The sequence below is a fragment of the Ruegeria atlantica genome, assembly GCF_013032505.1.
Classification (GTDB): Bacteria; Pseudomonadota; Alphaproteobacteria; order Rhodobacterales; family Rhodobacteraceae; genus Ruegeria; species Ruegeria atlantica_F.
On the sequence record NZ_WQCG01000002.1, the window covers coordinates 298,623 to 323,447 of the forward strand.

At 56.0% G+C, this 24,825-nt stretch carries 20 protein-coding genes and 1 pseudogene; 9 read left to right on the forward strand and 12 right to left on the reverse strand.

The genetic code is table 11. The features are described 5' to 3' along the window. Positions 1-7 precede the first annotated feature (7 nt). From GOW92_RS24890 to GOW92_RS08550, 3 genes and pseudogenes are all read right to left on the reverse strand, one after another. Positions 8-1,009, reverse strand: a complete 1,002-nt coding sequence (locus GOW92_RS24890; protein ID WP_368040278.1) for a glucokinase — start codon at positions 1,007-1,009, stop codon at positions 8-10. 21 nt (positions 1,010-1,030) lie between these two features. Further along, positions 1,031-2,332 (reverse strand): annotated as a pseudogene (locus GOW92_RS24895) (GH1 family beta-glucosidase); the annotation flags it as partial. Between the two features lie 3 nt (positions 2,333-2,335). Then, positions 2,336-3,367 (reverse strand): LacI family DNA-binding transcriptional regulator, encoded by a 1,032-nt coding sequence (locus GOW92_RS08550; RefSeq protein WP_170559869.1) that lies wholly within the window; start codon positions 3,365-3,367, stop codon positions 2,336-2,338. A 214-nt stretch (positions 3,368-3,581) separates the two neighbouring features. On the opposite strand from GOW92_RS08550, the gene GOW92_RS08555 reads away from it, so the two are divergent. The 9 genes from GOW92_RS08555 to GOW92_RS08595 all read left to right on the forward strand — a co-directional run bounded on the left by GOW92_RS08555 (position 3,582) and on the right by GOW92_RS08595 (position 14,805). After that, the gene (locus GOW92_RS08555) at positions 3,582-4,850 is read left to right on the forward strand and encodes an ABC transporter substrate-binding protein (protein WP_170559871.1); all 1,269 of its coding nucleotides are present in this window, start codon (positions 3,582-3,584) and stop codon (positions 4,848-4,850) included. 66 nt (positions 4,851-4,916) lie between these two features. Then, positions 4,917-5,924, forward strand: a complete 1,008-nt coding sequence (locus GOW92_RS08560; protein WP_170559873.1) for a carbohydrate ABC transporter permease — start codon at positions 4,917-4,919, stop codon at positions 5,922-5,924. A gap of 4 nt (positions 5,925-5,928) precedes the next feature. Continuing rightward, entirely contained in the window at positions 5,929-7,077 is a 1,149-nt protein-coding gene (locus tag GOW92_RS08565) for a carbohydrate ABC transporter permease (RefSeq protein ID WP_170559874.1), read from the forward strand. Positions 7,078-7,086: 9 nt separating this feature from the next. Further along, positions 7,087-8,742 (forward strand): alpha-amylase family glycosyl hydrolase, encoded by a 1,656-nt coding sequence (locus GOW92_RS08570; protein WP_170559875.1) that lies wholly within the window; start codon positions 7,087-7,089, stop codon positions 8,740-8,742. Between the two features lie 3 nt (positions 8,743-8,745). Further along, complete coding sequence (locus GOW92_RS08575; protein ID WP_170559876.1) at positions 8,746-9,828, forward strand: ABC transporter ATP-binding protein; 1,083 nt, start codon at positions 8,746-8,748, stop codon at positions 9,826-9,828. 427 nt (positions 9,829-10,255) lie between these two features. Beyond that, positions 10,256-11,380 (forward strand): extracellular solute-binding protein, encoded by a 1,125-nt coding sequence (locus GOW92_RS08580; protein WP_170559877.1) that lies wholly within the window; start codon positions 10,256-10,258, stop codon positions 11,378-11,380. Positions 11,381-11,498: 118 nt separating this feature from the next. Continuing rightward, complete coding sequence (locus GOW92_RS08585; RefSeq protein WP_170559878.1) at positions 11,499-12,611, forward strand: ABC transporter ATP-binding protein; 1,113 nt, start codon at positions 11,499-11,501, stop codon at positions 12,609-12,611. A gap of 11 nt (positions 12,612-12,622) precedes the next feature. Further along, on the forward strand, positions 12,623-13,543 hold the full coding sequence (locus GOW92_RS08590; protein WP_170559879.1) for an ABC transporter permease: 921 nt from the start codon (positions 12,623-12,625) through the stop codon (positions 13,541-13,543). Beyond that, a complete protein-coding gene (locus GOW92_RS08595; RefSeq protein WP_170559881.1) occupies positions 13,540-14,805 on the forward strand; it encodes an ABC transporter permease in 1,266 nt (421 codons plus the stop codon). The genes GOW92_RS08590 and GOW92_RS08595 overlap by 4 nt, the downstream gene beginning before the upstream one ends. Before the next feature lie 37 nt (positions 14,806-14,842). Here GOW92_RS08595 and GOW92_RS08600 read toward each other — a convergent pair whose 3' ends face one another. Genes GOW92_RS08600 through GOW92_RS08640 form a run of 9 tightly spaced genes read right to left on the reverse strand, consistent with a single transcriptional unit; the run spans position 14,843 to position 24,752 of the window. Next, complete coding sequence (locus tag GOW92_RS08600; protein ID WP_170559883.1) at positions 14,843-16,759, reverse strand: beta-galactosidase; 1,917 nt, start codon at positions 16,757-16,759, stop codon at positions 14,843-14,845. After that, on the reverse strand, positions 16,756-17,616 hold the full coding sequence (locus tag GOW92_RS08605) for an SMP-30/gluconolactonase/LRE family protein (RefSeq protein WP_170559885.1): 861 nt from the start codon (positions 17,614-17,616) through the stop codon (positions 16,756-16,758). The genes GOW92_RS08600 and GOW92_RS08605 overlap by 4 nt, the downstream gene beginning before the upstream one ends. Beyond that, the gene (locus tag GOW92_RS08610) at positions 17,613-18,218 is read right to left on the reverse strand and encodes a 2-dehydro-3-deoxy-6-phosphogalactonate aldolase (protein WP_170559887.1); all 606 of its coding nucleotides are present in this window, start codon (positions 18,216-18,218) and stop codon (positions 17,613-17,615) included. Before GOW92_RS08610 ends, GOW92_RS08605 begins: the two co-directional genes overlap by 4 nt. Further along, positions 18,215-19,108 carry a 2-dehydro-3-deoxygalactonokinase gene (locus tag GOW92_RS08615; protein WP_170559889.1) on the reverse strand — a complete coding sequence of 298 codons (894 nt, stop codon included), beginning with the start codon at positions 19,106-19,108 and terminating at the stop codon, positions 18,215-18,217. Before GOW92_RS08615 ends, GOW92_RS08610 begins: the two co-directional genes overlap by 4 nt. A gap of 4 nt (positions 19,109-19,112) precedes the next feature. Beyond that, positions 19,113-19,880: an SDR family NAD(P)-dependent oxidoreductase gene (locus GOW92_RS08620; protein WP_170559891.1), complete on the reverse strand. Its 768-nt coding sequence runs from the start codon at positions 19,878-19,880 to the stop codon at positions 19,113-19,115. After that, positions 19,880-21,589, reverse strand: a complete 1,710-nt coding sequence (locus tag GOW92_RS08625) for an IlvD/Edd family dehydratase (protein WP_170559893.1) — start codon at positions 21,587-21,589, stop codon at positions 19,880-19,882. The genes GOW92_RS08620 and GOW92_RS08625 overlap by 1 nt, the downstream gene beginning before the upstream one ends. A gap of 26 nt (positions 21,590-21,615) precedes the next feature. Further along, the gene (locus GOW92_RS08630) at positions 21,616-22,956 is read right to left on the reverse strand and encodes an alpha-glucosidase/alpha-galactosidase (protein WP_170559896.1); all 1,341 of its coding nucleotides are present in this window, start codon (positions 22,954-22,956) and stop codon (positions 21,616-21,618) included. A 22-nt stretch (positions 22,957-22,978) separates the two neighbouring features. Beyond that, positions 22,979-23,827: a carbohydrate ABC transporter permease gene (locus GOW92_RS08635; protein WP_170418690.1), complete on the reverse strand. Its 849-nt coding sequence runs from the start codon at positions 23,825-23,827 to the stop codon at positions 22,979-22,981. Between the two features lies 1 nt (position 23,828). Then, a complete protein-coding gene (locus GOW92_RS08640; protein WP_170559897.1) occupies positions 23,829-24,752 on the reverse strand; it encodes a carbohydrate ABC transporter permease in 924 nt (307 codons plus the stop codon). Positions 24,753-24,825 lie beyond the last annotated feature (73 nt).

Sequence of the window (24,825 nt, forward strand, 5' to 3'; positions counted from 1 at the left end):
GGCCAGTTTACCGCGCCAGCGCACTTTTGCAGAAATTGTTAGCGCCAACAATGCCAAATTCATCCTGTTCTGACACATAGAGGTTCATTGACCGCCGCAGCTCGCTGAACCGCCCCCCGGCGTTGAAGGCATCCCGGAACGCATCTTTGAACAACCACCGGTTTTTCTCGGCGACACCACCCACGAGGAAAACACCACCTGTCGGCATGTACGCTACGGCGAGGTCACCCATGATAGCCCCGAGATGGGTTTTGAACATAAGCGCAGTTTTGACGGCGATAGGATCGGAGCCCGCAAGCGCATCCTGCAGAATGTCTTTTGCGCTGAGCTTCGGCGCATCTGCCTGCCCAAATGCCATGCTTGCGGCTTGGTATAGGATGGGAAGGCCGGTGCCGCTGAGGAACATTTCAGCTTCGAGCACCAGACTGTCATCAAAGAAGCACTCGGGCGCGATTTGGCGCGCTGCCTTGAAGATTTCGACCTCATCCTCGTGCCGAGGCGACAGGCCGACATGGCCGCCTTCGCCCGACGCGGTATGATACCGCCCTTCCGAATACAGCAATGCGCCGACGCCAAGGCCAGTACCAGGGCCTACGACCAATCGCGTTCCCGTTGGTGGTGTGTCTGCCCCTTGCAAGACCTCAACATGGTCTCCAGTGATTTCGGCAACTGACCAGGCGGCGGCGGTGAAGTCATTGATAACAAAAGTATGCTGGGCGCCCGTAGCTTTGCCGATATCACGTTCAGACAGGTCAAGGTGCGCATTCGTCAACCGGATTGTTCCATCCTTTACGGGTCCGGCGCCGGCCGCAACGACGGCGCGTGGATTGGTGCCAATCTCGTCGCGCAGGCTGTGAAACGCATCCAGAAGCTCTGGCAGCGACCCGGTTGGGTGTTTGCGAAGGTCAGTCAGCTCTCCGTTCGAGATGACACCCAGACGTGTGTTTGTGCCGCCAATGTCCGCAACAAGATTCCAATGCTCATGCATGGTTCCGGCAGGTTGAGCCATCGGCAGGGAAACAGATCCACCGGACAACGCGGATTTCAACGCGTTGTAAGAGGCTTTGGGCGTCCGTTCGAGCGTATCGAAATCGACATCTACCAACCCGAACCGTTTTTCATAACCAAAGGACCATTCGTAATTGTCCAGCAGCGACCAGACGAAATAACCCTTGACTGGAACGCCTTCGTTCAGCGCTTTTTGAACAGCGCCAAAGTGCTGGTTGAGGTAGTCAATGCGGTCATCATCCTGCTGGCGTTCGGGGCTGGCCATGCCGTTTTCGGTTACATAGATCGGCAGATCACCTGTGTAATCGCGCATCGTTCGTGTGAGGAAGCGGGTCAGGGCGTCTGGTTCGATCTCCCACCCCATTTGGGTTTTGGGCAGCGGTCCGGGAACCTCTTTCAGGCTTGGCCACGACGTAACAGCAGGCGCGATCAGTTTACGGGTGTAATAGTTCAAGCCGCACCAATCGACAGGCGTGCCGATGGTTTCAAAATCGTTCTGCCAGCCAGAAGGAAGATGAGGCTCCAACCCGTCCAGCACGTTTTGCGGATAGGATTTGTTGAACACGCCGCCAAGGAAGAACCGGTTGTAAATCCCGTCATAAAGGTCAGCAGCCTTGCGCGCGGCGGGGCTGTCATCAGCGGGCTCGGCCCATTCCAGATTGAACACAGCACCCAGGTTCGACATCCCCAGACCGCGCATCGCCTCGATCGCGCGACCATGAGCCAGCAGAACATGGTGCATCGCGCGAGCCGTAGCGCGGATGTCGCGCATTCCAGGCGCGTGATGTCCTTCGAAATGGCTCAGCCAGCTGACACACCACGGCTCATTGATCGGCGCAACACTGTACATACGGTCGCCGATGCGGCCCATGATGATCTCGGTGAAATTGGCAAACCAGCTTGCGATATCCCGGTTGCGCCAGCCGCCCAGATCAGCAAGCGGAGAAGGCAATTCCCAATGATAAAGGGTCGCACAGGGTCGAATGCCGCGTTCCAGCAGCGCGTCGGCGAGCCGGTCGTAATAGTCGAGGCCTGCCTGATTAACGGGGCCACGCCCTTCAGGCAAAACGCGCGCCCAGCTTGTCGAGAACCGGTAGCAATCAAAACCCGCGTCCCGCACCAGGTCGAAGTCTTGTGGAAAACGGTTCAGGTGGTCACAGGCCAGATCTCCATTTTCGTTTCGCACCACGTTTCCGGGTGAAGCGGCAAAGCTATCCCAATGGGTTTCCCCCGCACCACCCTGTGCGTGGCCTTCTATTTGATAAGCCGAGGTTGCGACACCAAAGAGAAAGTCTTTGGGGAAGTCCGAACGAGTGTATTTCATTTTTCAGAACCTGTTGGGAGCGGGGCCGGTCGAGCCGCCAACTACCAGCTCGGCCTCCAGCAATCTAGTTTTAACCGGGTCTTCCGGTGATTTGATGCGTTCGATCAGCATTTCAGCGGCCATTTCTCCGGCTCGACGTACGGATGACCGTGTGGCCGTGAAAATGGGGACATCCTGCCCGTTCTTTAGGTAAGAAAGGTCGTCGTCATGGGCGATGACCGAAACGTCTTTGCCCATCTTCAATCCCGCTTCGTTTAGCGCACGGCGCACTCCGATAGCGGATATCATAGAGGCGGTCAGGATTGCCGTCGGTGGGTCATCCAGACGCAACATATCGCGTGTTTCATGGTGGCCATAGACCTCGGTCATCTCGGCGCTGCGCATCAAATCGGGATCGGGTGAGAGGCCTGCGTCGCGAAGTGCCTCAAGATATCCGTCGCGGCGACGTTGAGCGAAATCCATATCCTCAAGCCCGTTGATCAGGGCGATCCGCCTATGTCCAAGGTCGATCAGAAACCGTGTGGCGCGCAGGAATGAGCTTTTGTTGTTCACGTCGATCCAGTCATAAGGCACGTCGACCCCGGTTGATCTGCCGTGTACGATAAATGGCACTCCCATTCGATTCAGGACTTCAATTCGGTGTTCGTTGACTTTGGGGCCTTGCAAAACAATTCCATCTACGGCGCCGCGCTGGAAAAGACTGCGATAAGCTTCTTCAATCGAAGTGTCATCCGCATTAGTGAACATCATGTCATACCCATGATCCGAGTATTTGCGGGCCGCACCGGCGACAAAGTCGCCGAAGATTGGGTTGACCATTTCATGTTGGGATGAGCTGGGAATCACATGCCCGATAACCATCGACCGCCCGGTCGCCAGCCCTTTTGCTCGGCTGTTGGGGCGATAGCCGTGCTTGGCAGCGGCGGCTTGAACTCGCTGGCGCGTATCCTCGTTCACCTCAGGGTAGCCGTTCAGTGCGCGGCTGACCGTGGTTTGAGATAAGCCAAGGATTTCTGAGAGCTGCTTTAGATTCATCTTCGCCTCAAAGCGCCTTCAAATTTTGCTTTTTGCGGATTTCGAACATATCATGCCCGACCGCTGTATATTGCCGTTACCGCTCTAAATATTGATAATATAGACATCAGTAAACAGATTATTGACATAAATTGGATGTTAGCGGATAAAGTGCGATATCCAAAGCGCTTTGAAAATGAGTCTCGGGGCGCGAGCAAAGTTGGGAGGAAACTTCATGAAACACTCGCTTTATACAGGCGCGGCCGCGTTCGCCCTGATGGCGGGCGCGGCGTATGCCGACAAGGTCACCGTGTTCGGTCCATGGTTGGGGCCTGATCAGGAAAATGTCGAAAAGGTTCTGGATGGCTTCGCCGCAGCGACCGGGCATGAGTACACCTATGTCGGCTCGGACAGCTTTGAGCAGCAGATCAGAATTGATGCCGAGGCTGGATCGGCACCCAATGTTGCAGTGTTTCCCCAGCCCGGTCTGGCTGCGGACATGGCCAGAGCGGGTTTCCTGACACCACTGGCTGACGGAACGGCAGACTGGATTCGCGACAACTATGCGGCGGGTCAGTCTTGGGTTGATCTTGGAACGTACCAGGGGCCGGACGGACAGGATCATCTGTATGGCTTTTTTTACAAGGTCGACGTGAAATCGTTGGTTTGGTTTGTTCCGGAAAACTTCGAAGACGCCGGTTATGAAATCCCGACCACGATGGAGGAATTGAAGGCGCTGACCGATCAGATAGTTGCGGATGGTGAAACGCCCTGGTGCATTGGCCTGGGTTCCGGTGGCGCGACCGGTTGGCCCGCGACCGACTGGGTCGAAGACATGATGCTGCGCACGTTGCCGCCTGAAGACTACGACGCCTGGGTTGCCAACGACTTGAAGTTCAACGACCCAAAGGTTGTCGCCGCGATCGAAGAATTCGGTGCATTTGCGCGCAACGATGATTACGTGGCCGGTGGGGCAGGCGCCGTCGCAACGACTGACTTCCGCGATAGCCCGAAGGGCATGTTCAGCTCCCCTCCGCAGTGCTACATGCATCGTCAGGCCTCGTTCATTCCGGCCTTCTTCCCTGAAGGTACGGTTGTGGGCGAAGATGCCGACTTCTTCTATTTCCCGGCTTACGAAAGCAAGGGTCTTGGTAGTCCGGTGCTTGGTGCCGGAACGGTTTGGGCAATCACCAATGACAGCCCGGGCGCACATGCACTGATTGAATATCTGGAGACGCCCGAAGCGCACGAAACCTGGATGGCGCTGACCGGTTTCTTAACGCCGCACAAAGGCGTCGATACTTCAGTTTTCTCGGACCCTACGCTGAAGAAGATGAACGACATTCTTCTGGGGGCCACCACCTTCCGGTTTGACGGTTCCGACCTGATGCCGGGCGGCGTTGGTGCAGGCACCTTCTGGACTGGCATGGTCGACTATACGGGCGGAACATCTGCCCAGGACGTTGCCGACGAAATCCAGTCTTCGTGGGACGCGCTGGACTAAGGCGTCTGAGATTGGGCAACCCGCACAGCCGGGTTGCCCGAACCTACCGTCGCAAGGGAGAGCGGCATGCATCCGGCATTTCAGGGCCTGCTGACCATCGCCATTGGCGTGTCAGGTTGCGTGGGCTATTTCTACCTATCCAATCAGTTTCTTGACAAAGTTCTGTTCCCGCCTCGAGGGCCGAATGCTGGCCGCAACATCAACCGCGCGAACATCATCCGGCCTTGGTTGTTCCTGTTTCCAGCGCTGGCCGCTTTGGGCCTGTATCTGGCCTATCCGGTCGTCGAGACCCTGCGCCTGTCACTGACTGATCGTGTCCCGGGCGGCGGCTACAAGTGGGTAGGGCTGGATAACTATATCCAGATGGCCAAGGAGCCCAAGTTTTGGGAAGCAATGCGCAACAACATGTTCTGGCTGATCATTGTGCCCGCCATGTCGACGGCGTTTGGCCTGTTGGTGGCGCAGCTGACCGACCGCATTCGTTGGGGGAATCTGGCCAAGTCGCTGATCTTTATGCCTATGGCGATCTCGTTCGTGGGGGCATCGGTTATCTGGAAGCTGGTTTATGACACACGTCCGGCCGAACAAGATCAGATTGGAATGCTGAATGCGCTGTATATTTTCTTTGGCGGGACCGAACCGCAGACATGGCTGACGATACCGTTCTGGAACAGCTTCTTGCTGATGGTTGTCCTGATCTGGATTCAGACTGGTTTTGCCATGGTGATCCTGTCGGCCGCCCTGCGCGGTATCCCCGAAGAAACGATTGAAGCCGCAATTCTGGACGGGGCCAACCCGTTCCAGATCTTTTTTCGGATCAAGGTACCGCAGATCAAAACCACTATTCTTGTCGTCTGGACCACGATCACCATTACTGTCCTCAAGGTCTTTGACATCGTCTTCGCCATGACCAACGGCCAATGGGAGACGCAGGTTCTCGCCAACTACATGTACGACAAGCTGTTCCGAGCGAATGACTGGGGCGTCGGGTCCGCTTCGGCCATGGTTATTATGCTCCTGGTGGCTCCGATTCTCGTCTGGAATGTGCGCAACGCACGGAAAGAGATGGAGTAAGGCAATGAGCGATATTGCAGGAACCAAACCCGCCCTTCGCTGGGTCGTCCATGCCTCGGTATTCTTTTTGGTGGTGTTGTGGGTTGTGCCAACTCTGGGTCTTTTGATCTCGTCCTTCCGGACAGCTGATCAGATCGCAACCAGCGGCTGGTGGCGGTCGCTGTTTCCGTCCGAGCAGAACCTGACACTGCGCAGTGCTGCCCCCGAAACCCAGGTTCTGGAAAGCGGGATGTACGTGATTGACGGCAATCTGTTTGACGAAGGAACTAAAGCGACAATCTCAAAATGGGGAATCAGCTCTCGCGCGATTGATGCCTTTGCCCCCGGCGAAACGGCTGAGCTGCGAAAGGGCGGTACAATCACAGTAGATGCCACAGGAAATTACCGCATGGAGAACTCGGACGAGTTCACCGGCAGCCGCGGATCGCGGGTTTTTGTAACTGCAGAATTGCCGCCTGAGTTTACCTTAGACAACTATCACAAGGTTCTTCTGGCAGAAGACAGCACCGACAGTATGGGACGCGCGTTTTTCAACACGCTGACCGTGACGATACCGGCAACAATCATTCCAATTCTCGTGGCGGCTTTTGCGGCCTACGCGCTGGCCTGGATGGATTTCCCCGGACGCGCGTTGCTTATTGCGGCTGTCGTTGGCCTGCTTGTTGTCCCGCTGCAACTGGCACTGATCCCGTTGCTTAAATTCCACCTGAATATTGGCATTGGCAAAGGGTATCTGGGCGTCTGGATGGCGCATACCGGTTTCGGGATGCCGCTGGCGATTTACCTTTTACGAAACTACATGGCCGGCCTGCCACGGGACCTTATCGAAAACGCGCGGGTCGATGGGGCGACTGAGTTCCAGATATTCACCAAACTGATCCTGCCGCTCAGCTTTCCCGCCTTGGCATCTTTTGCAATCTTTCAGTTCCTTTGGACATGGAACGACCTGCTGGTTGCCAAGGTGTTCCTGATCGACGCGTCGGGGCAAACCACGGTCATGACCAACCGTATCGTCGAGCTTTTGGGCACGCGCGGTGGCAACTGGGAAATCCTTGCCACAGCGGCCTTTGTTTCGATCATCGTCCCGCTGATCGTCTTTTTCGCAATGCAAAAATATCTGGTCCGCGGTCTGTTGGCCGGTTCCGTTAAGTAGAGGCGTCTGATGAACGTGCAGAACACCGTAGAACTACATAAAGCAACCAAAGCGTCCGCCGATTGGTGGCGGGGCGGAGTGATTTACCAGATCTATCCGCGCAGCTTTCAAGACAGCAACGGCGACGGGATTGGTGATCTTAAAGGGATCACCCAACGGTTAGGTTATATCGCGTCGCTTGGCGTCGATGCCATCTGGATCTCGCCCTTCTTCAAATCACCGATGAAAGACTTCGGATACGACGTCAGCGACTATCGTGATGTCGATCCGATGTTCGGCAAAATGGAAGATTTCAAAGGCCTATTGGAGCAGGCACATTCAATTGGTCTGAAGGTGATGATTGACCTTGTGTTGTCACACACGTCGGATCAGCATCCTTGGTTCAAGGAAAGCCGGTCTAGCCGTGAGAATGCCAAGTCTGACTGGTACGTTTGGGCTGACCCAAAGCCTGACGGAACGCCACCAAACAATTGGCTTTCTATCTTTGGTGGTTCTGCGTGGCAATGGGATTCCCGGCGCCTGCAGTATTACCTGCACAACTTTTTGACGTCCCAACCGGACCTGAACTTCCATTGCCCAGACGTGCAGGATGCATTGCTGGACGTTGCACGGTTCTGGCTGGACATGGGTGTGGATGGTTTTCGCCTGGACACGATAAACTTCTACTTCCACGACAAGCAACTGCGCGACAATCCTGGCCTGCCAATGGATCATCGAAATGCTTCCATTGCGCCGATGGTGAACCCCTATAACCATCAGGATCACCTTTTCTCCAAAAGCCAGCCGGAAAACATCGCCTTCCTCGAGCGTTTGCGTGCCCTTACGGACGAATATGAAGGTCGCGCTTGCCTTGGCGAGGTCGGCGACGCGCAACGCGGTCTCGAGATCATGGGGGCATACACCTCGGGCGATAAACGCATGCATATGTGCTATGCGTTTGAGTTTTTGGAAAAGCGCGCCCTGACTGCCGCTTATGCCAAACAGGTGTTTGATCAGTTGGAAGACAAGGCCGGAGACGCTTGGCCTTGTTGGGCATTCTCGAACCACGATGTCCAGCGCCACGCGACACGGTGGGCGTTGGACGATGCGGCCATCCGTCAGCACGCGGTTCTCATGATGTGTCTGCGCGGATCGGCTTGCCTGTATCAGGGCGAAGAACTTGGTTTGCCCGAGGCGGACGTGCCATTTGAACATCTACAAGACCCTTACGGCATCGAATTCTGGCCGGAATTCAAGGGTCGCGATGGTTGTCGTACCCCGATGGTATGGGCGGCGCAGGACGAACAGTCGGGTTTCAGTACCGGTGCCCCCTGGCTGCCCGTCAGCCAAATTCAGGCCGAGCGTGCAGTAGACAGGTTAGAGCAAGACCCAAACTCCATGCTGCAACATTATCGCCGCGCAATTGCGCTGCGCCACGCGCATTCCGCACTAATGTCTGGCCAGCAGCGCGACATGGCACAGTCCGGTCCAATCCTGACCTTCCTGCGTGAAGACGGTGCCGAACAGATCTTCTGCGCTTTCAATCTGGGATCTGACAGAACAGAAGTCACACTGCCTGACGGTAACTGGCAATTTATCGGGCAAGAACTGGGCGGCGTCGAAGGGGCGGGGACAATGGCCCTCGGCGCGGCTCAATTCTGTTTGATGATGCGGGAAAAGGAGTAAGCCATGTCGGAACTCAATCTTACGGACGTGGCAAAGACATATGGCAGCGTCGATGTCTTAAAAAACATCAACCTGGACATAGAGCGCGGCGAACTTATCGTCTTTGTCGGGCCCTCTGGCTGTGGCAAATCTACTTTGCTGCGTATGATTGCAGGACTTGAAAAGATCTCGGGCGGAACGCTTGAAATCGAAGGCCAGGTAATGAACGACGTGCCACCTGCGCAGCGGGGCATTGCGATGGTCTTCCAAAGCTATGCCCTGTACCCGCATATGACCGTGCGCGAGAATATGGCCTTTGCTTTGAAGATCGCCAAAATGCCGGCTGACGAGGTTGACGCAGCCGTTGAACGCGCCGCGAGCATCCTACAGCTTGAGCCGTTTCTGGACCGGCTTCCAAAAGCCCTTTCCGGTGGTCAGCGTCAGCGGGTAGCAATCGGTCGAGCCATCGTGCGCGACCCGAAGGTTTATCTGTTTGATGAACCGCTCTCCAATCTTGATGCGGCACTGCGCGTTGCGACTCGCATTGAAATCGCGCGCCTGAAAGAGGCAATGCCCGACAGCACGATGGTCTATGTGACCCACGATCAAGTCGAGGCGATGACACTGGCCAGCAGGATAGTCGTTCTGGCCAATAAAGGGATCGCGCAGGTCGGCACCCCGCTTGAGCTTTACGAAACGCCCGACAATGAGTTTGTCGCACAGTTCATCGGTTCGCCTGCAATGAACCTCCTGCCGGGAGTCATCACGCAGACTGGTGAACACACAGTCATAAAGCTTGATGGCGGAGGGACCGCAGTATCCAGCATCCGGACCGATTTAACGGATGAAGGTAAGCAGGTGAATATCGGTGTGCGCCCCGAAGATTTTTACCCGGTTGAAAGCAACCCGATTATGGAAGGTATTGTGGATTTTACCGAGGCACTCGGAGAGGTCACACTGCTGTATTTTGCCGCCAATGACGGCGAGGACGCTACAATCGCAAAACTACCCGGAGTCCAAAAAAACATGCGGGGCCAAACGGTTGCTGTTTCAGCGGATCCCGGCAAGGTGCACCTGTTTCACCAGGGGCTGTCTATAAGAAAATAACTGTGGCTTGTGACCAGTGATTCAAAAAATCGTGCGGATCCGTTCGCGGATGCGTGACAGCCCCCTGTCCAAAATCATCCCGAAAAATAGTGCGGGCTAGGCAAGTGTTCTCAACGAGCCAATCGTTGGGCGTTGGCGTCGTAGGGCGCGCAATGTAACGTTTCCGTTTCTTAACTGAGGCCTGAAACTCAGTCCCTGCCTCGGCTGGCACCTGTGACGGTTTCTTACGAAACGGTGCCATTGGCGGCTATTTTGTTATCAAAACGCCACTAGCGGCCAAGGGGATAACTAACCATATTTGCAGGATTAATCTGCGGTCCGGACATACGAATTTTCTACTCTGTCACTTTTGGCCTGACAACGCCCCCGCAAAGTTCTAGCGTGGCACCCATAATAACAAACAGTCCAATAACGGGAGAACCAAAATATGGCTGAACGGAATACACTTTCCAGACGCTCGGTCCTGAAAGGTGCAGGCGCGGCTGCTCTGGCAGCACCACTTTATAGCAAAAGCGCGCTGGCCTCTTCGGGTGAAATCAACATTCTGATGTGGTCGGACTATCTGCCGCCTGCTTTCTTGCAAGAGTTTGAAACTCTGACCGGAATCAAAGTTAACTATACCGGCATCGGGTCGAACGAAGAAATCATCAACAAGATGAAGGCCACCAAGGGCCAAGGATTCGACATCGTATCGCCGACGAATAACCGGTCGTTGCAGTGGGAACCGCTGGAACTGTTGCAGCCTTTCGACATGAACAAGGTTCCGATTGATCTGGTGAACCCTGCGATGGCACAGATTGGCACCGATGCCTGGAACTTTAGTGACAGTGGCGTGCATTGGCTGCCGCATATCTGGGGCACCGAAGGTATTGCCTATCGCACGGACCTGTGGCTGCCCGAAGGCGACGCCCCGTCATACGGGGATGTCTGGTCGGAAGAGAACGCGGGCAAAACCATGGGCCGCGCGCATTCGATGATGCTGGGTGCTGGCCTTTATATGGAGCGCTCCGGTGAAATGGAGCCGGGTTCTGTTTGGGCCGCATACGGCGACGAAGACACCATGCGCAAGGTTTGGGGCCAGATCACCGACTGGTGCATCGAACGCAAAAACCGGATCAAGCTGATCTGGAATGACGCTGACACCCAGAAGAACGGCTTGCTGAACGAAGGTGTGGTCGTCGGCCAGACCTGGGACGGTCCGCCTCTGGCGCTGAAATCGGCCGGTGAGCCGGTGCATTATCAGGCACCGGTTGAGGGCGCGATGGCATGGGTTGACGGTATGTCGATGCCGTCTGGTGCCGCAAATATCGATCAGGTCTATGCCTTTATCGATTTTGCCTATCAGGCAAAACCGGCCGGTGTGGCGATCGACAGCCACGGCTATAACTCACCGGTTCTCGGTGCTGACCAGTATTCCGGCGATACCTACAAGAAGAACTTTGCCGAAGCCTATCCGGGCGACTCGCTGGCAAATCTGAACCCGTGGCCTGCTGAGGCTCCGTGGTATGCCGAAACCCGGACTGAGTTCGTCAACAAGTTCAAAAGCGCCTGATCGCTTCGCAACCCTGCCCTCCGCCAATGCGCGGAGGGCAATGAACCCGCACGCCTTGACCGCGTGACGGATGCATTTTCGGCGCGTTGGGGAACTGCGCCAAACGGAGATAACAAAAATGAGTGCAGGGGTCGGTGTAGATCTGGAAAACCTGTGGATCCGTTTCGGTGATTTTGTCGCCGTGAGGGATGCAAACGTGAACATCAACGGGGGCGACTTCTTTTCGTTTCTGGGCCCCTCGGGCTGCGGCAAGACCACGATCCTGCGCGCGGTATCCGGGTTTTTGGACCCCAGCGAAGGGCGGGTTCTGATCGGTGGCAAGGATATGCGAGGCATCGGCCCGAACAAGCGTCCAACCGCCCTTATATTCCAAAACCTTGCTTTGTTCCCGCTGATGAAAGTGTGGGAAAACATCACCTTCTCGATGGAAATTAAAGGAGCCAGTGCTGCTCAACGCCGCAAGCGGGCAGATGAGCTTCTGGACATGATCGCCTTACCTGGGCAGGGCGACAAACTGCCCAGCGAGCTTTCGGGTGGTCAACGTCAGCGTGTCGCCATCGCCCGCGCCCTTTGTGCGGAACCGGATGTTCTGCTTTTGGACGAACCGCTTTCAGCGCTGGATTTGAAACTGCGCCAGCACATGCGAACCGAGTTGCGCGAAATTCAACAGCGGGTTGGCATCACCTTTATCTACATCACCCACGACCAGGGTGAGGCGCTGACTATGTCGGACAACATCGCCGTCATGCGGGCCGGGGTGATTGACCAAATCGCGGATGGCAAGACCATCTACAACGACCCAAACACCGCTTTTGCGGCCTCGTTTGTAGGCGAAAACAACGTGTTCCGCGGCAAAATTAAACAAGTTATGGGCAGCGAAGCGCTGATCGCGACCAACCGCTCCGGTGATTTGGTTGCTCGCATCTCGACAGCCAACCAGGGCAAGCTGAAAGAAGGCGATGACGCCATGATGTTCATCCGCCCCGAAGCGTTCGCGATCGCTGCTGATGGTGCGTCCGGCGATCACTTTGTCACAGCACGTGTGAACCACGAGGAATTCGAAGGTAACGTCTTTAACATCTTCACCGAAGGCGACGGCGGCAAAGAAATCAAAGTGTCTTTGCCAAACCTCGGACAATCCTTCGAAGACCACACAGGCCAGAACATCACGCTGGAGTACGAGACCCGCAACGCGGTTCTGGTTCCGGCTGGTGAATTGGCCGCGGAATAAGGGGGCCAGACATGCCAGGCTTCCTGAAAGACTTCTTCAACCGAAACGGCATCGGCATGGGGACGGCGATACTGGGTCTTGTCCTGTTTTGGACCATCGGCCTGATCATCCTGCCTCAGCTGTCGATGCTGGACTTTTCCTTCCGTCCGAACCTGCCGCCGCCCGAGATCGGGGGTCCAAAAGACGTCTATACGCTGGAGAACTACAAGTACCTGATCTATGGCCCCGAGGGCGGGAGTCAGTCCTATAACGCCGTCGACCTTCGGGTCTTTTTCCGAACACTGCTGGCCGCGGTTTGTGTAACGATTTTCAACCTGATCCTCTGTTACCCGATCGCCTACTACCTGGGTCAGTCCAAAGGCAGCCACATTCGCATCTTCGCGATCATGCTGATCATCCCTTACTGGATCAACGAGATCTTGCGTGCCTTTGCACTGCGGATCATCTTTGGTGAGACCGGTGTTTTGAATACCCTGTTCATGGGGCTGGGCATCTGGGACACACCGTTTGACTTCATCCGCAACGACATCGCGCTCTATGCGGGTCTGGGCTATGCCTACATCCTGCTAATGATCTTCCCGATGTACAACGTGATCGAAAGTCTGGATGGAAACCAGATCGAGGCCGCGCGTGATCTTGGTGCGCCCTGGTGGCGGATTCACTGGCGTGTGGTCATCCCCTACGCCAAGCCAGGCATCAGTTCGGGCTGTACCATGGTGTTCATGCTGAGCGCCGGAGCGCTGGCCGCGCCGCAGATTCTGGGCGGGCCGTCCAGTTTGTGGTTCACGCAGCTTATCTATCAGCAGTTTAACGACAACAATGACTGGCCGCAGGGCGCCGCCTACGCCATCGTACTTCTGGTGACCTGTATCCTGTTCGTGCTTGCGATGATGCGCCTGTTCAAGGTGAACATGGGGGATATCGGGAAATGAATAATTCCTTCCTCCGCATAAGCATCTGGGTCTATCTGGCCATTTTCTTCCTGTACCTGTTGGGCCCGCTCGTGATCATGTCGGTCACGGCATTCAACTCTTCGGCTTTCCCGAGAATGACGCCGTGGGAATGCCTGACCTTCCAGTGGTTTGGCGAGCTGTTTCAGGATCAGCGCATCCTGAACGGTATCAAAAACTCGCTGATTATTGGGGCCGGAACGGTTGTTCTTTCGGTGGCAATGGGGCTGGCCGGGGCGCTGATGCTGACTCAGATCTGGCCGAAACTGCGGGCGACGTACTATACGATCATCATTGCTCCGATCCTTATCCCCGGCGTTGTATTGGGGATATCGACGCTGGTGTTCTGGGACCGGATCAACCGGATGCTGGGGCTGGGTGCAGATAGTTTCCTGTCTAACGGTATCTTCCTGACAGTTATTGGTCAGTCTACGTTTATCGCCAGTTATTGCATGCTGGTTCTGGTGGCGCGCCTTCAGCGATATGACATTGCATTGACCGAAGCTGCTCTTGACCTTGGTGCAACGCATGCTCAGGCTTTCTGCAAGATCCTGCTGCCGTTCATGCGCCCGGCAATTGCGAGCGCTGCAGTGTTGGCGTTCCTCGCTTCGTTCGAGAACTACAACACCACCACCTTCACCTTTGGTGAATACCCGACGCTGACAATCGAATTGGCGCAAAAGGTGCGGTACGGTATCACGCCCGCCATTTCGGCCCTGGCCTTTATCATCGTGGCCCTGACCGTGTTCTTTGCCTTGATGAACGAGGCTAAGTTGAAGCGTCAGGAGTTGGTCGCTGCCGCGCGCAAGAAAGCCACGGTCGAGGAATTGGCTGGTAAAATCAAACTACCCAGCTTCTTTGCAGGAAACATGGCGGCCGTTCTGTTGGTTGTGTTTGCAGTGGCGACGATCACCGTTGTTGGTACCGCGACGGCCTACAACCCTGGTCAATGCATCGCCAACGTCAAAGAGCAGAAACGCCTGGAAGCGGAACAGCGCATCCAAGAGCTACGCAAGCAGCGTGAAGAACAGCGTAAAAAGCGAGAGGCAGAAGAAGCCGAACAAGGTGGCGCACAGCAATCCGCACCGAAACCGTCCAACAACAGCGGTTTTGGTAATGTCTTCGCACCCAATGCTCTGGGTAGTGATGCGGAGGAAGAGAGTTCAGATACCGAAACTCCGCCTTCCAACAATGGTGGATTCGGTGGTGCGTTCGACCCCAATACTCTGCAGAACGACCAGTAGATATCTAAACTGAGACGAATGCGTGCGCCCGGAGAGGTTATACCTTTTCGGGCGCATCTTTTTCTGTGATGGCAACATCGCACGCGTCGACTACGTCACCGTTCCACGCGATCGGTTGCGCGTTGTAGTTGATAAGGAACACATGCGTGGCCGTTTCACGCCGACGTAGTCCCTCGGGCATCTGATACAGGGCAACACCAGTTTTGCGCGCGGCCATTTCGACGACCCGATTCCACAATGCGTCATCCGGGAAGCCTGCAAGATACCAAAGGTCGTCATCTCCTGACAGCACGGGCGTTCCATCTGTAAATCTTAATAAGTCGGTGGCCGAGCCAGATACCCTGTCTACCCAATGTTGAGCCGCACCGCCGCCTTCAACGCTGCGTCTAATGTTTGGCGGCAAGGTTTCGACAAGATCAACATTGCAATTCAATCCATGCAGACCGGGGCGCGCCTCTGGAATCTGGAAATCATGCGTAATCGCCCCGCTGCGTGGGCCCAGGACGGCCAGATTGCAGGACTCCCCCAGACGACGCTCTATATCGCGGTCTACCGTTGCCAGCCCCGGAGCAAATATGATGTTATACCTGTCTTGCGGAAGGGTGTCCTGTGAAACAAAGTCTACTGACAACCCCGCCCGCCGCAAGGCGCGATACGTCGAAAACACCAGTCTAAAGTAGTCAAATCCCGCCCCCTGAGGCTGTGTCGCCCACGCCCAATCCGAGGCGTAGTCGAACAGGATCGCCACCTGAGCCTGCGTTTGAACGATGTCGCCCAGTTCCGACAAAGCGTCTGCGGTTTGTTTCGCCTCAACCAGCGCCGGGGCAGGGCGGTTGTTGGGTGTCAGCAGCCCCGCATGCATTTGCTCTTGTGCGAATGGGGCTTGCCGCCAGCGGAAATAGCTGACGACCTCAGCCCCGTGCGCAATAGCCTCAAGCGACCAAAGCCTCACCATTCCGGGTAACGGTGCCGGATTATACGGTGCCCAGTTCACAGGGCCGGGTTGCTGCTCCATCACCCACCAACGTCCGCGGCCGACCGCGCGGTACAGGTCGTGGTGAAACGCCTGCATGTCAGGGTCACCTTGCTGAAGGTAGGTGGTCTTGTGCGTTTCGTCCGCCTCAAGCCGGTCAGAGAGGAAACCGATTGGATAGCTGTCCCAAGTGGCGATATCCAGATCGTCGCCAACCTTGAAATGATCGAAATCCAGCACCCGCCCCATATAGTTATGCAACAAAGGTGCATCCGTCAGTCCCCGCAGCGCATCCACTTGCGCCTTGTTGTACGCTGCAACCTGATCCGAACTAAATCGCCGGAACGCTAATACATGTGCGGGGTTGGGTTCGGTCACTGTCAGATTGGGCAGATCAATCTGGTCGAATTCGGCGTATTCCATCGACCAGAATATGTTACCCCACGCCTCATTTAGCGCGTTAATGCTGCCGTATTGATCCTCTAGCCAACTCCGAAAGGCACTCAGTGCTGATCGGCTGTAACTTATGGTCGTGTCATGGCACCCGTATTCATTGTCGATCTGCCACGCCGCGACGTGCGGGTTTCGTCCATACCTCTCGCCCATGATCCGCGCGATGCGAACGGATTCTTCGACATAACCTGAATGGCTGAAACAATAATGCCTGCGAGAGCCGAAATTGCGGGTATTCCCCTGCGCATCCACGGCCAGCATGTCGGGATGCTTCTCAATCATCCACCGCGGAGGCGTTGCCGTGGGCGTCCCCAATACGACCTGTAGTCCTGCTGCCCCAAGCTTGTCGATGGCGCGATCAAGCCAATCGAATTGCATTTCACCGGGAACAGGTTCCATCCGGCTCCAGGCAAACTCACCGATCCGGACCCAGCTTATACCGGTTTCCACCATCCGAGCCGCATCTTCGGCCCACAATGCCTCGGGCCAGTGTTCCGGGTAATAGCAAACGCCAAGTTCTGGTTTCATAGAAGGACTCTGTGTTCCGCCTGGCCTTTGCCGGCATCCAAGGCGCCAAAGGTCATGCCATTGGTTGGTTGTTTGTTGATCGTGTCTGCGTCAAGTCCCTGACGGGCGGTGGTGCAAAACATCGTTGTCAGATCATCACCGCCAAATGCAGGGCAGGACGTATGTGCGGCCTGACAGCAAACGGCAGACCGGAATTGTCCCGTCGGGCCGTAACAAGCAATGCGGCTTGCCCCCCATTGGGCGATCCAGATATTGCCGCTGGCATCAACAACTGCACCATCGGGGTACAGCCCATCAGCGCGCAGGTCCAGAAACACGGTGCTTTGACCCTCGGGCCAACCTGTTTCAGGATCCAGCGACCAGCGCATGACCTGTTGCGTGACCGTATCTGTGTAATATGCACAAGACCTGTCCGGGGCAAAACAGATCGCGTTCGAGATTGTGACTGCGGGCACAAGCTGGCGCAGTTCACCCTGCCAATACCGGTAGATCGCACCGGCACCTTTTTCCGCGTTCATCCCCATCGTCCCGATCCAGAATCCGCCCCACGGATCGGCACGCCCGTCGTTGGAACGCGTGACCGAATTGCCCTCCTCAAGCGGGGCGACAAGGTCTTTTTGACCACTGGCCAGACCAAATCGCCAAAGACCGGTTTCCGAGGCCAACAACACAGTGTCCCGGTCTACCCAACCAGCCGCTGAAACATGTTCTGAAAACTGCCAGCTGTGTTGTTCGCCCCCTATCTGAGTCATCAGTCGTTTGTTGATGATGTCGAACCAGAACAGTTGCTTGCGCTCAGGATGCCACAGGGGTCCTTCGCCAAGCTCACAGGGCCGGTCATCAAAGACAAAGCTCATTCAATAGCCTCGTCATAGGCGGAGACGATCCGTTTCGCCTGAGTAGCTATCTCAGCAACAGACATTCCCGGCTTGAACAGGGCCGATCCAATGCCGAAGCCATCCGCCCCGGCCTTGATCCAATCACCAAAATTCTCAGGCCCGGCGCCGCCAACTGCGTAGACCAAAGCGCCGGTCGGCAGCACTGGTCGCAGCGCGGCCAGACCAGCAGGTCCGGCTGTCACACCGGGGAACAGTTTTAAGCCCGTGGCACCCGCCTTAAGTGCGGCAAACGCCTCGGTCGGGGTATAGACCCCTGGCCAGCTTTGCATGTTCAGCGCGACAGAACGGCCAATGACTTCGGCATCATAGTTTGGGGAAACTATCAGCTTGCCGCCCACTTGCGAAACGGCCTCAGCCTGCTCGGGCGTCAGAACTGTTCCGGCACCGATCAGAGCCTGATCACCGATTGATTTGACTAACACTTCGATACTGTGCAGCGGGTCGGGTGAGTTCAGTGGCACCTCGATCTTGTCGATGCCGGCGTCGATCAGGGCATTGCCCACATTGACTGCCTCTGCCGGTTGCAGGCCACGCAAAATGGCGATTATGGGGCGGCTCATGCAGTTTGCCTCGTAAGTTTTCGGGCCTGTGACAGGCCTGCCAATGTGCATTGGGTTGCGTTAGCGGTGTCCACGAAAGCGCCCTGCTGTCGCAGCGCGCTCGCATAGATTTGGGAAATTCCTTCAGCGCCGATGATTGCCAGCTGCTGACCCAACCAATACGGACGGGTTGCCCCCAGTTCGGCACCTATCAATAGCCCGGATAGCTTGGCACGGGCCGTTCCCTTGTCTTGTCCGTGTAACAAATCCGCTGCACGCAGACCAAACAGGCGTGCGGCCATTTGTTCAGGTTTAGACAATGCGTCTGCTGTGGCTTCCGCGAAAGCGTCAGCATCCCACCCATCATCGATTGAGTGCTTCAATACAGACTGCTCGCAGAAAAGCTCAAACATTTCACCTGTCATGAACGTTCGAAAACTAACGACCTCACCAGCGCTGACCTGAACCCATTTTGAATGCGTTCCGGGCAGGCAGACTACACCGTCCCAGTTCGGATGGCTTGTCAGAAACCCGGCGATCTGAGTTTCTTCGCCGCGCATGACATCCGGTGGGGCGTTCTGTTTAAGGCCAGGCACGACAAAGGCGCGAATCCGGGCATCGGTGCCAGGAACCCGTATCGGTGTGTCCGGCAGCGGAGCCGAAGGTACGGCCGAATAGGGCGCTTCGACCCAACCTTGCCGCGCACCGACCATACCGCAGGCCACAACGTCGACCGGTTCAGGGCCTAGCCAGTCTTCAATCAGGTTCAGCAAGGCAGGTTGAAACGCATCTCTGTTTAACCTCGCCATACCGCGGTCGGACTGCGTTTGCGCCAGCACGGTTTCACCCTGCATGGCCCAGACCCGCAGTTGGGACGTTCCCCAGTCGACAGCAATCCATTCTGGAATCATGGCTTTATCCCGTTACTACGACGCCGCCATCAATGGCCATGCACTGCCCGGTCATTGCGCGGCTGGCTTCAGAGGCCAGAAACAATGTTGGTGCGATCATGTCATCGGGTGTCAGATGTTCTTTCAGGCACTGGCGTTCCAAATGCGCCGCCAGGTCTTCGGGCGTTGCCCACATATCAAGTTGCTTTTGCGTCAAAACCCATCCGGGTGCCAGCGCATTCACACGGATTTTTTGCGGCCCCAACTCTCGCGCCAGGGACCGGGTCATCCCGGTAATCCCGGCATTCGACGTTGTGTAGATCGGATAGCCCGCATTCCCCATCATGTAGCTGATTGAGCTGAAGTTGACGATTGATCCGCCTTTGCCAGCCATTTGGCGCGCGGCCTCCTGACAGGCGAAATAGTAGGCCTTGAGATTCACCTCGATCATCCAGTCCCAGAAGTCAGGGGTGGTTTCGTCAAGTGAGTGGCGTTTGTCATTGGCTGCGTTGTTGATCAGCGCTTCTATCGGGCCATGCGCTTCTGCAGCTTTTTGCATCGTGGCATGCAGCAATTCCGTATCCGTCATGTCGCCCTGCATGAACAGCGGCGCGCGTCCGTGCTTGTCACGCATTTCTTCAACAAATGCGGTGGCGTCTGAGCGGCCGATAAATGCAACGTTTGCGCCCTGAGCCAAAAAACCATCCGTCAGAGCGGCCCCTACACCAGAGCCGCCGCCGGTGATGTAGACCGACGCGCCGTTTAGGTCGTGGAATGTGGCTGGGTTGTCCATCAGTGGCTCTCTCTGGTTACAAGGCGCGTGTCTTTGCCAACGAGAAAATCAAGGTCCGCGCCTTTGTCGGCCTGCAGAACGTGGTCGATATAGAGTTTCGCGTAACCGCGCGTGTAGTGTGGATCTTCTGGTTGCCAAGCGGTGCGGCGGGTTTCCAATTCCTTTTCATCGACCAGCAGCTCCAATTCGCCCTTGCTGGCGGACACGCGGATGCGATCGCCGGTTTTGACAAGGGCCAAGGTGCCTCCGGCTTGCGCCTCGGGGCTTACATGCAGGATCACGGTGCCATATGCAGTGCCTGACATGCGCGCATCCGAGATACGGATCATGTCGCGCACGCCTTCTTTGACCAATTTTCCAGGGATTGGCATGTTTCCGACTTCGGGCATGCCGGGATAGCCCTTTGGGCCACAGCCCTTTAGGACCAGAATGGTTTCGGACGTCACTGGCAGATCATCCCGGTCGATATTGGCTTTCAAATCCTCGATGTTCTCGAAAACGTAGACCTCAGCTTCGGTTTCCAGCAGCGTGTCCGTCGCGGCCGAGGGTTTCACGATGGCCCCGTTTGGCGCGAGGTTGCCGCGCAGAACGCGCAAGCCCGCGGCAGGCTTCACCGGATCATCGAATGGGCGGATCACGTCTGGGTTAAAACACTCTGCGCCCTCAAAATGGGCCGAGATATCCTTGTTCAGAACGGTCCTTGCCGGACGCAGGAAGGTCTTTAACTCGTTCAGAACAACGGGCACTCCGCCTGCGTAGCAGAAGTCTTCCATCAGGTATTTTCCAGACGGCATGCAGTTCACCAGCAGCGGGATATCCGACCCGATTTCAAAGTCTTTCAGCGTCAAATCAACACCCACGCGACCGGCAAGGGCCAGCAGGTGTACCACCGCATTGGTCGAGCCTCCAACGGCTGCGTTGGCCAGAATGGCATTCTCAAAGGCCTCTTTGGTCAGGATGTCCGAAGGTTTAAGGTCTTCATCGACCATCTCGACAATCCGTTTGCCGGTCAGGTGTGCCAGCGCCATCCGGCGGGCATCAACTGCGGGCAGGGCGGCGTTGGTTGGGAGGGACATGCCCATCGCTTCGACCAGCGACGCCATGGTCGAGGCTGTGCCCATGGTCATGCAGACCCCGGCGCTGCGCGACATGCCGGACTCGGCGTTCATGAAGTCCTTAAGTGTCATCTCACCAGCACGTACAGCTTCTGAGAATTTCCAAACATCCGTGCCCGAACCAATGTCTTTTCCCTGGTACTTCCCGTTCAACATCGGGCCAGAGCTGACCACGATCGAGGGCAGATCTACCGAAGCGGCCCCCATCAGCTGCCCAGGCGTGGTCTTATCGCAACCACCCAAAAGGACTACGCCGTCGATGCCATAGGCGCGAATAGATTCCTCGACATCCATTGCCAGCAGGTTGCGGAACAGCATGGCAGTGGGTTTCATTTGGGTCTCGCCCAGCGACATGACGGGAAATTCGACCGGAAACCCTCCGGCCTCCCAAACGCCACGTTTGACGCCTTCGGCCAGATCCCGCAGGCCCGAGTTGCAGGGCGTCAGTTCCGACCAAGTGTTGCAGATGCCAATGATCGGACGACCATCGAAGGCGTGATCGGGAAAGCCTTGGTTCTTCATCCACGATCTGTGGATAAAGCCATCCTTGTCCAGCTTGCCATACCAATGCTGAGAGCGGCGTTTTTTTGTCATTGTTTTTCAGCCTTCTTAAATTGGGATCAGGCCGCCTTGGCGGGTTTGCACCAGTCTGGCAACCAATCGGCGTGTGCCACCAACAGGTCACTAACCAAACTGCGGATCTGACGCAGGTCCAGTTCAGCGGCCGTATGCGGGTCCATCACGGCGGCGTGATAAATGTGTTCGGGGTTCTGCTCAACCAATGCCCGTACAGTCAGTTCCTGCACGTTGATCTGGCTGCGCATCAACGCGATCAGCTGCGGTGGAATGTCGGTGACGACCGAAGGTTGCACACCGTTGGTGTCCACAAGACATGGGGTTTCTACAGCAGCACCAAGCGGAAGTTGCGGGATTTGCCCGGTGTTCGGCAAGTTTCCATACGCCACGTATGGGGTGTCGGTCATGATTGCATTCATCAAGTCGGCCGCGAATTCATGGCTGCGGATAACTTCAATGTCACGTCCGTCAGTCAGGGTCTTTGCCTGTTCCTTCCAACTGGCGATCTGTTCCTCGCAGCGTGTTGGGTATTCATCCAGAGGGATGCTGAACTGCTCGATCAGGTCCTGTCGACCGTCTTTGATGAACCACGGGACGTATTCCGCTAGGTGTTCAGAGCTTTCCGTGCAGAAGTAGCCCAGATGATCCATCACTTCATACCGCACCTTGTTGGCGCAACGCGGCATCAACAGTGGTGGTTTTGGTATTTGTCCGCTGGCATACCCTTGCCGCAATGCAGGGTAGAGATCGCGCCCGTCATGCTCCAGCCTCAAGAAAAAAGCGACGTGGTTCACGCCTGCCACCTTATAGCGGAATTCGTCCTTGGGCAGGTCCAGATCGTGCGCCAGTTCCTCGACCGTATTCTGGACCGAATGGCACAAGCCGACATGCTTTAGTGTCGGAAAACGCTCAGCCAGAGCCCATGTGTTGATTGCCATCGGATTTACATATTGCAGCAGCGTCGCGTTTGGGCAGAGCTGCATCATGTCTTGTGCGACGTCCCATAACACAGGAACCGTGCGCAGACCGCGCATAATGCCTCCGACGCCAAGCGTGTCGGCGATGGTCTGGCGAAGACCGTATTGTTTGGGAATCTCGAAATCCGTGACCGTGCAAGGCTTATAGCCGCCGATCTGAAAAGCGGTGATGACGAAATCGGCACCCTCCAGCGCGGCGCGCCGGTCGGTATGGGTAGAAACGGTCGCTCCTGTTCCGACAGAACGGATCATAGCATTGGTGACGGCCTCGCTTTCTGCAAGACGCATTGCATCGATGTCCATCAGAGCAAAGTGGCTGTCGGCCAATGCGGGGGTCAACAGGGCATCGCCTACGATATTCTGCATGAATATCGTGGAACCTGCCCCGATAAAGGTGATCTTGGTCATGTGGCAAACCTTTGGTTTGACGTTATTTTACGGCACCGAGGGTCAAACCCGCGATGAAGTGTTTCTGCATGAGGAAAAACATGGCCACCGGCGGCAACGCCGCGACGATGGAACCGGCACTCATCAATTGATAGGCAGCCCGAAACTGGGCGTTGAAACTGGTGATTCCGGCCGTCACGGGCTGGCTTTCCGCGCCCTGAGTCAAAACCACGGCCCAGAAATAATCGTTCCAGATAAAGGTAAAGATCAACACGCTGAGTGCAGCAATCGCTGGCTTCATTAACGGCAAGACAACGTACCAGAAAATACGCCATTCGCTGATGCCCTCGACGCGCGCGGCCTCAATCAACTCGAAGGGCAGGGCGCGGATAAAGTTTCGCATAAACAGGGTACAGAAACCCGTCTGGAATGCGATGTGGAACAAGACGAGGCCTGTTTTGGTGTTGTAGAGACCCAATTCCAGGGTCAGGTCGCGTACAGGGACCATCAGGATCTGGAACGGTACAAAGTTGCCCGCAACAAACATGAAGAAGATCCAGAGGTTTGAGCGGAATTTGTAGATCCCCAGTGCGAACCCGGTCATACAGCTAAGTGCTACGGCCCCGATCACAGTTGGAACGGTGATTAGGAACGAATTCAACAGATAGCGCGGCATGTCCGAGTTGAAAAATACCTGCCCATAGTTATAGGCGCCCTCAAAACTGGACGGCATTCCCCAGTAGTTTGCGTTGGTAAAGTCGGCGGCCGGTTTGACCGAGAACAACGCCACCGCCAGTAGGGGGCCGAGCCACAGCAGCAGAGCCAGCGGCAGCATCGCCTGGTAGGTGATCTGTGCCCCGCGGGGTTGTTTTTCGATGGGTTTGGGAAACATCTTAGTGCCCCCTTTCTTCGCGATACATCGACCACAGGAAATAGGCGATGAAGCAGAGCATGATCAGGAAAAGGATCACCGCGATAGCCGCGCCATAACCCATGCGGAAGCCGTATTCTGACAGCGCGACCTCGAACATATAGTAGGCCAGCACACGAGACGAGCCGAACGGACCGCCCTGGGTCATGATCGATATCAGATCGAAGGAACGCAAAGCGCCAATGATGGTGACAACGAAAGCAATGAAAGTCGCCGGGCGCAGTTGCGGCAGAATTATATGCCACAGCATTCTGCCGCCTTTTGCACCATCCAGACGCCCGGCCTCAATCTGTTCAGGGTCCACGGCGTTCAGGCCAGTGAGGTAGAGGATCATGCAATAAGCCGTTTGTGGCCAAAGACCAGCAAAGATGATGCCGTAGGTGACAAAACGTTCGTCCCCCAGCACGTTCAACGGGCCGAAGCCGAAGAGGCCGAGGAATTCGTTCAACAGGCCAAATGTCGGATCATAGAACCAGGTGAAAACGAGGCCAACGACAACCTGTGAGATTACGAAGGGGAAGAAGAACAGCGACTTATACAGTCGGATGCCCCAGACGGTCTGGTTCAGGAACAGTGCAATGAACAGACCTGCAGGGATCGCCAACAGGTACATGATCAACCAGATCAGGTTGTTCTTCAGTGAAATATAGAACGCATCACGATCAACAAATTCCCAATACAGGTCTTCGTAGTTGCGAACGCCTACATACTCCGCTGCGCCGAGCCCATCCCATTCGTACAAAGACAGATTGAAGGATTGGAACACCGGAATGATCACATAGACCATGAAGAACAGCAGGCCCGGCGCCAGAAAGAGCCAGGGCGCTATGCGCTGTTGATTTCTGTGGAACCAGCTTTCCTGTTCGGGGACATCGACGGCTGACATGCGCTCACTCGGATTTAGGTCAAAGGTGTAAGCCGGGTATGCACCCGCCTTACGCACGAAGTGGTGCAGGCCG

What these genes read in the sequence shown, in the direction of transcription:
- GOW92_RS08600 (WP_170559883.1), bottom strand. Translation starts at nt 16,759, where the DNA reads ATGAAACCAGAACTTGGCGTTTGCTATTACCCGGAACACTGGCCCGAG.
- GOW92_RS08580 (WP_170559877.1), top strand. Translation starts at nt 10,256, where the DNA reads ATGGCTGAACGGAATACACTTTCCAGACGCTCGGTCCTGAAAGGTGCA.
- GOW92_RS24890 (WP_368040278.1), bottom strand. Translation starts at nt 1,009, where the DNA reads ATGGCTCAACCTGCCGGAACCATGCATGAGCATTGGAATCTTGTTGCG.
- GOW92_RS08560 (WP_170559873.1), top strand. Translation starts at nt 4,917, where the DNA reads ATGCATCCGGCATTTCAGGGCCTGCTGACCATCGCCATTGGCGTGTCA.
- GOW92_RS08640 (WP_170559897.1), bottom strand. Translation starts at nt 24,752, where the DNA reads ATGTCAGCCGTCGATGTCCCCGAACAGGAAAGCTGGTTCCACAGAAAT.
- GOW92_RS08625 (WP_170559893.1), bottom strand. Translation starts at nt 21,589, where the DNA reads ATGACAAAAAAACGCCGCTCTCAGCATTGGTATGGCAAGCTGGACAAG.
- GOW92_RS08615 (WP_170559889.1), bottom strand. Translation starts at nt 19,108, where the DNA reads ATGATTCCAGAATGGATTGCTGTCGACTGGGGAACGTCCCAACTGCGG.
- GOW92_RS08575 (WP_170559876.1), top strand. Translation starts at nt 8,746, where the DNA reads ATGTCGGAACTCAATCTTACGGACGTGGCAAAGACATATGGCAGCGTC.
- GOW92_RS08570 (WP_170559875.1), top strand. Translation starts at nt 7,087, where the DNA reads ATGAACGTGCAGAACACCGTAGAACTACATAAAGCAACCAAAGCGTCC.
- GOW92_RS08635 (WP_170418690.1), bottom strand. Translation starts at nt 23,827, where the DNA reads ATGTTTCCCAAACCCATCGAAAAACAACCCCGCGGGGCACAGATCACC.
- GOW92_RS08585 (WP_170559878.1), top strand. Translation starts at nt 11,499, where the DNA reads ATGAGTGCAGGGGTCGGTGTAGATCTGGAAAACCTGTGGATCCGTTTC.
- GOW92_RS08550 (WP_170559869.1), bottom strand. Translation starts at nt 3,367, where the DNA reads ATGAATCTAAAGCAGCTCTCAGAAATCCTTGGCTTATCTCAAACCACG.
- GOW92_RS08630 (WP_170559896.1), bottom strand. Translation starts at nt 22,956, where the DNA reads ATGACCAAGATCACCTTTATCGGGGCAGGTTCCACGATATTCATGCAG.
- GOW92_RS08590 (WP_170559879.1), top strand. Translation starts at nt 12,623, where the DNA reads ATGCCAGGCTTCCTGAAAGACTTCTTCAACCGAAACGGCATCGGCATG.
- GOW92_RS08610 (WP_170559887.1), bottom strand. Translation starts at nt 18,218, where the DNA reads ATGAGCCGCCCCATAATCGCCATTTTGCGTGGCCTGCAACCGGCAGAG.
- GOW92_RS08605 (WP_170559885.1), bottom strand. Translation starts at nt 17,616, where the DNA reads ATGAGCTTTGTCTTTGATGACCGGCCCTGTGAGCTTGGCGAAGGACCC.
- GOW92_RS08595 (WP_170559881.1), top strand. Translation starts at nt 13,540, where the DNA reads ATGAATAATTCCTTCCTCCGCATAAGCATCTGGGTCTATCTGGCCATT.
- GOW92_RS08620 (WP_170559891.1), bottom strand. Translation starts at nt 19,880, where the DNA reads ATGGACAACCCAGCCACATTCCACGACCTAAACGGCGCGTCGGTCTAC.
- GOW92_RS08565 (WP_170559874.1), top strand. Translation starts at nt 5,929, where the DNA reads ATGAGCGATATTGCAGGAACCAAACCCGCCCTTCGCTGGGTCGTCCAT.
- GOW92_RS08555 (WP_170559871.1), top strand. Translation starts at nt 3,582, where the DNA reads ATGAAACACTCGCTTTATACAGGCGCGGCCGCGTTCGCCCTGATGGCG.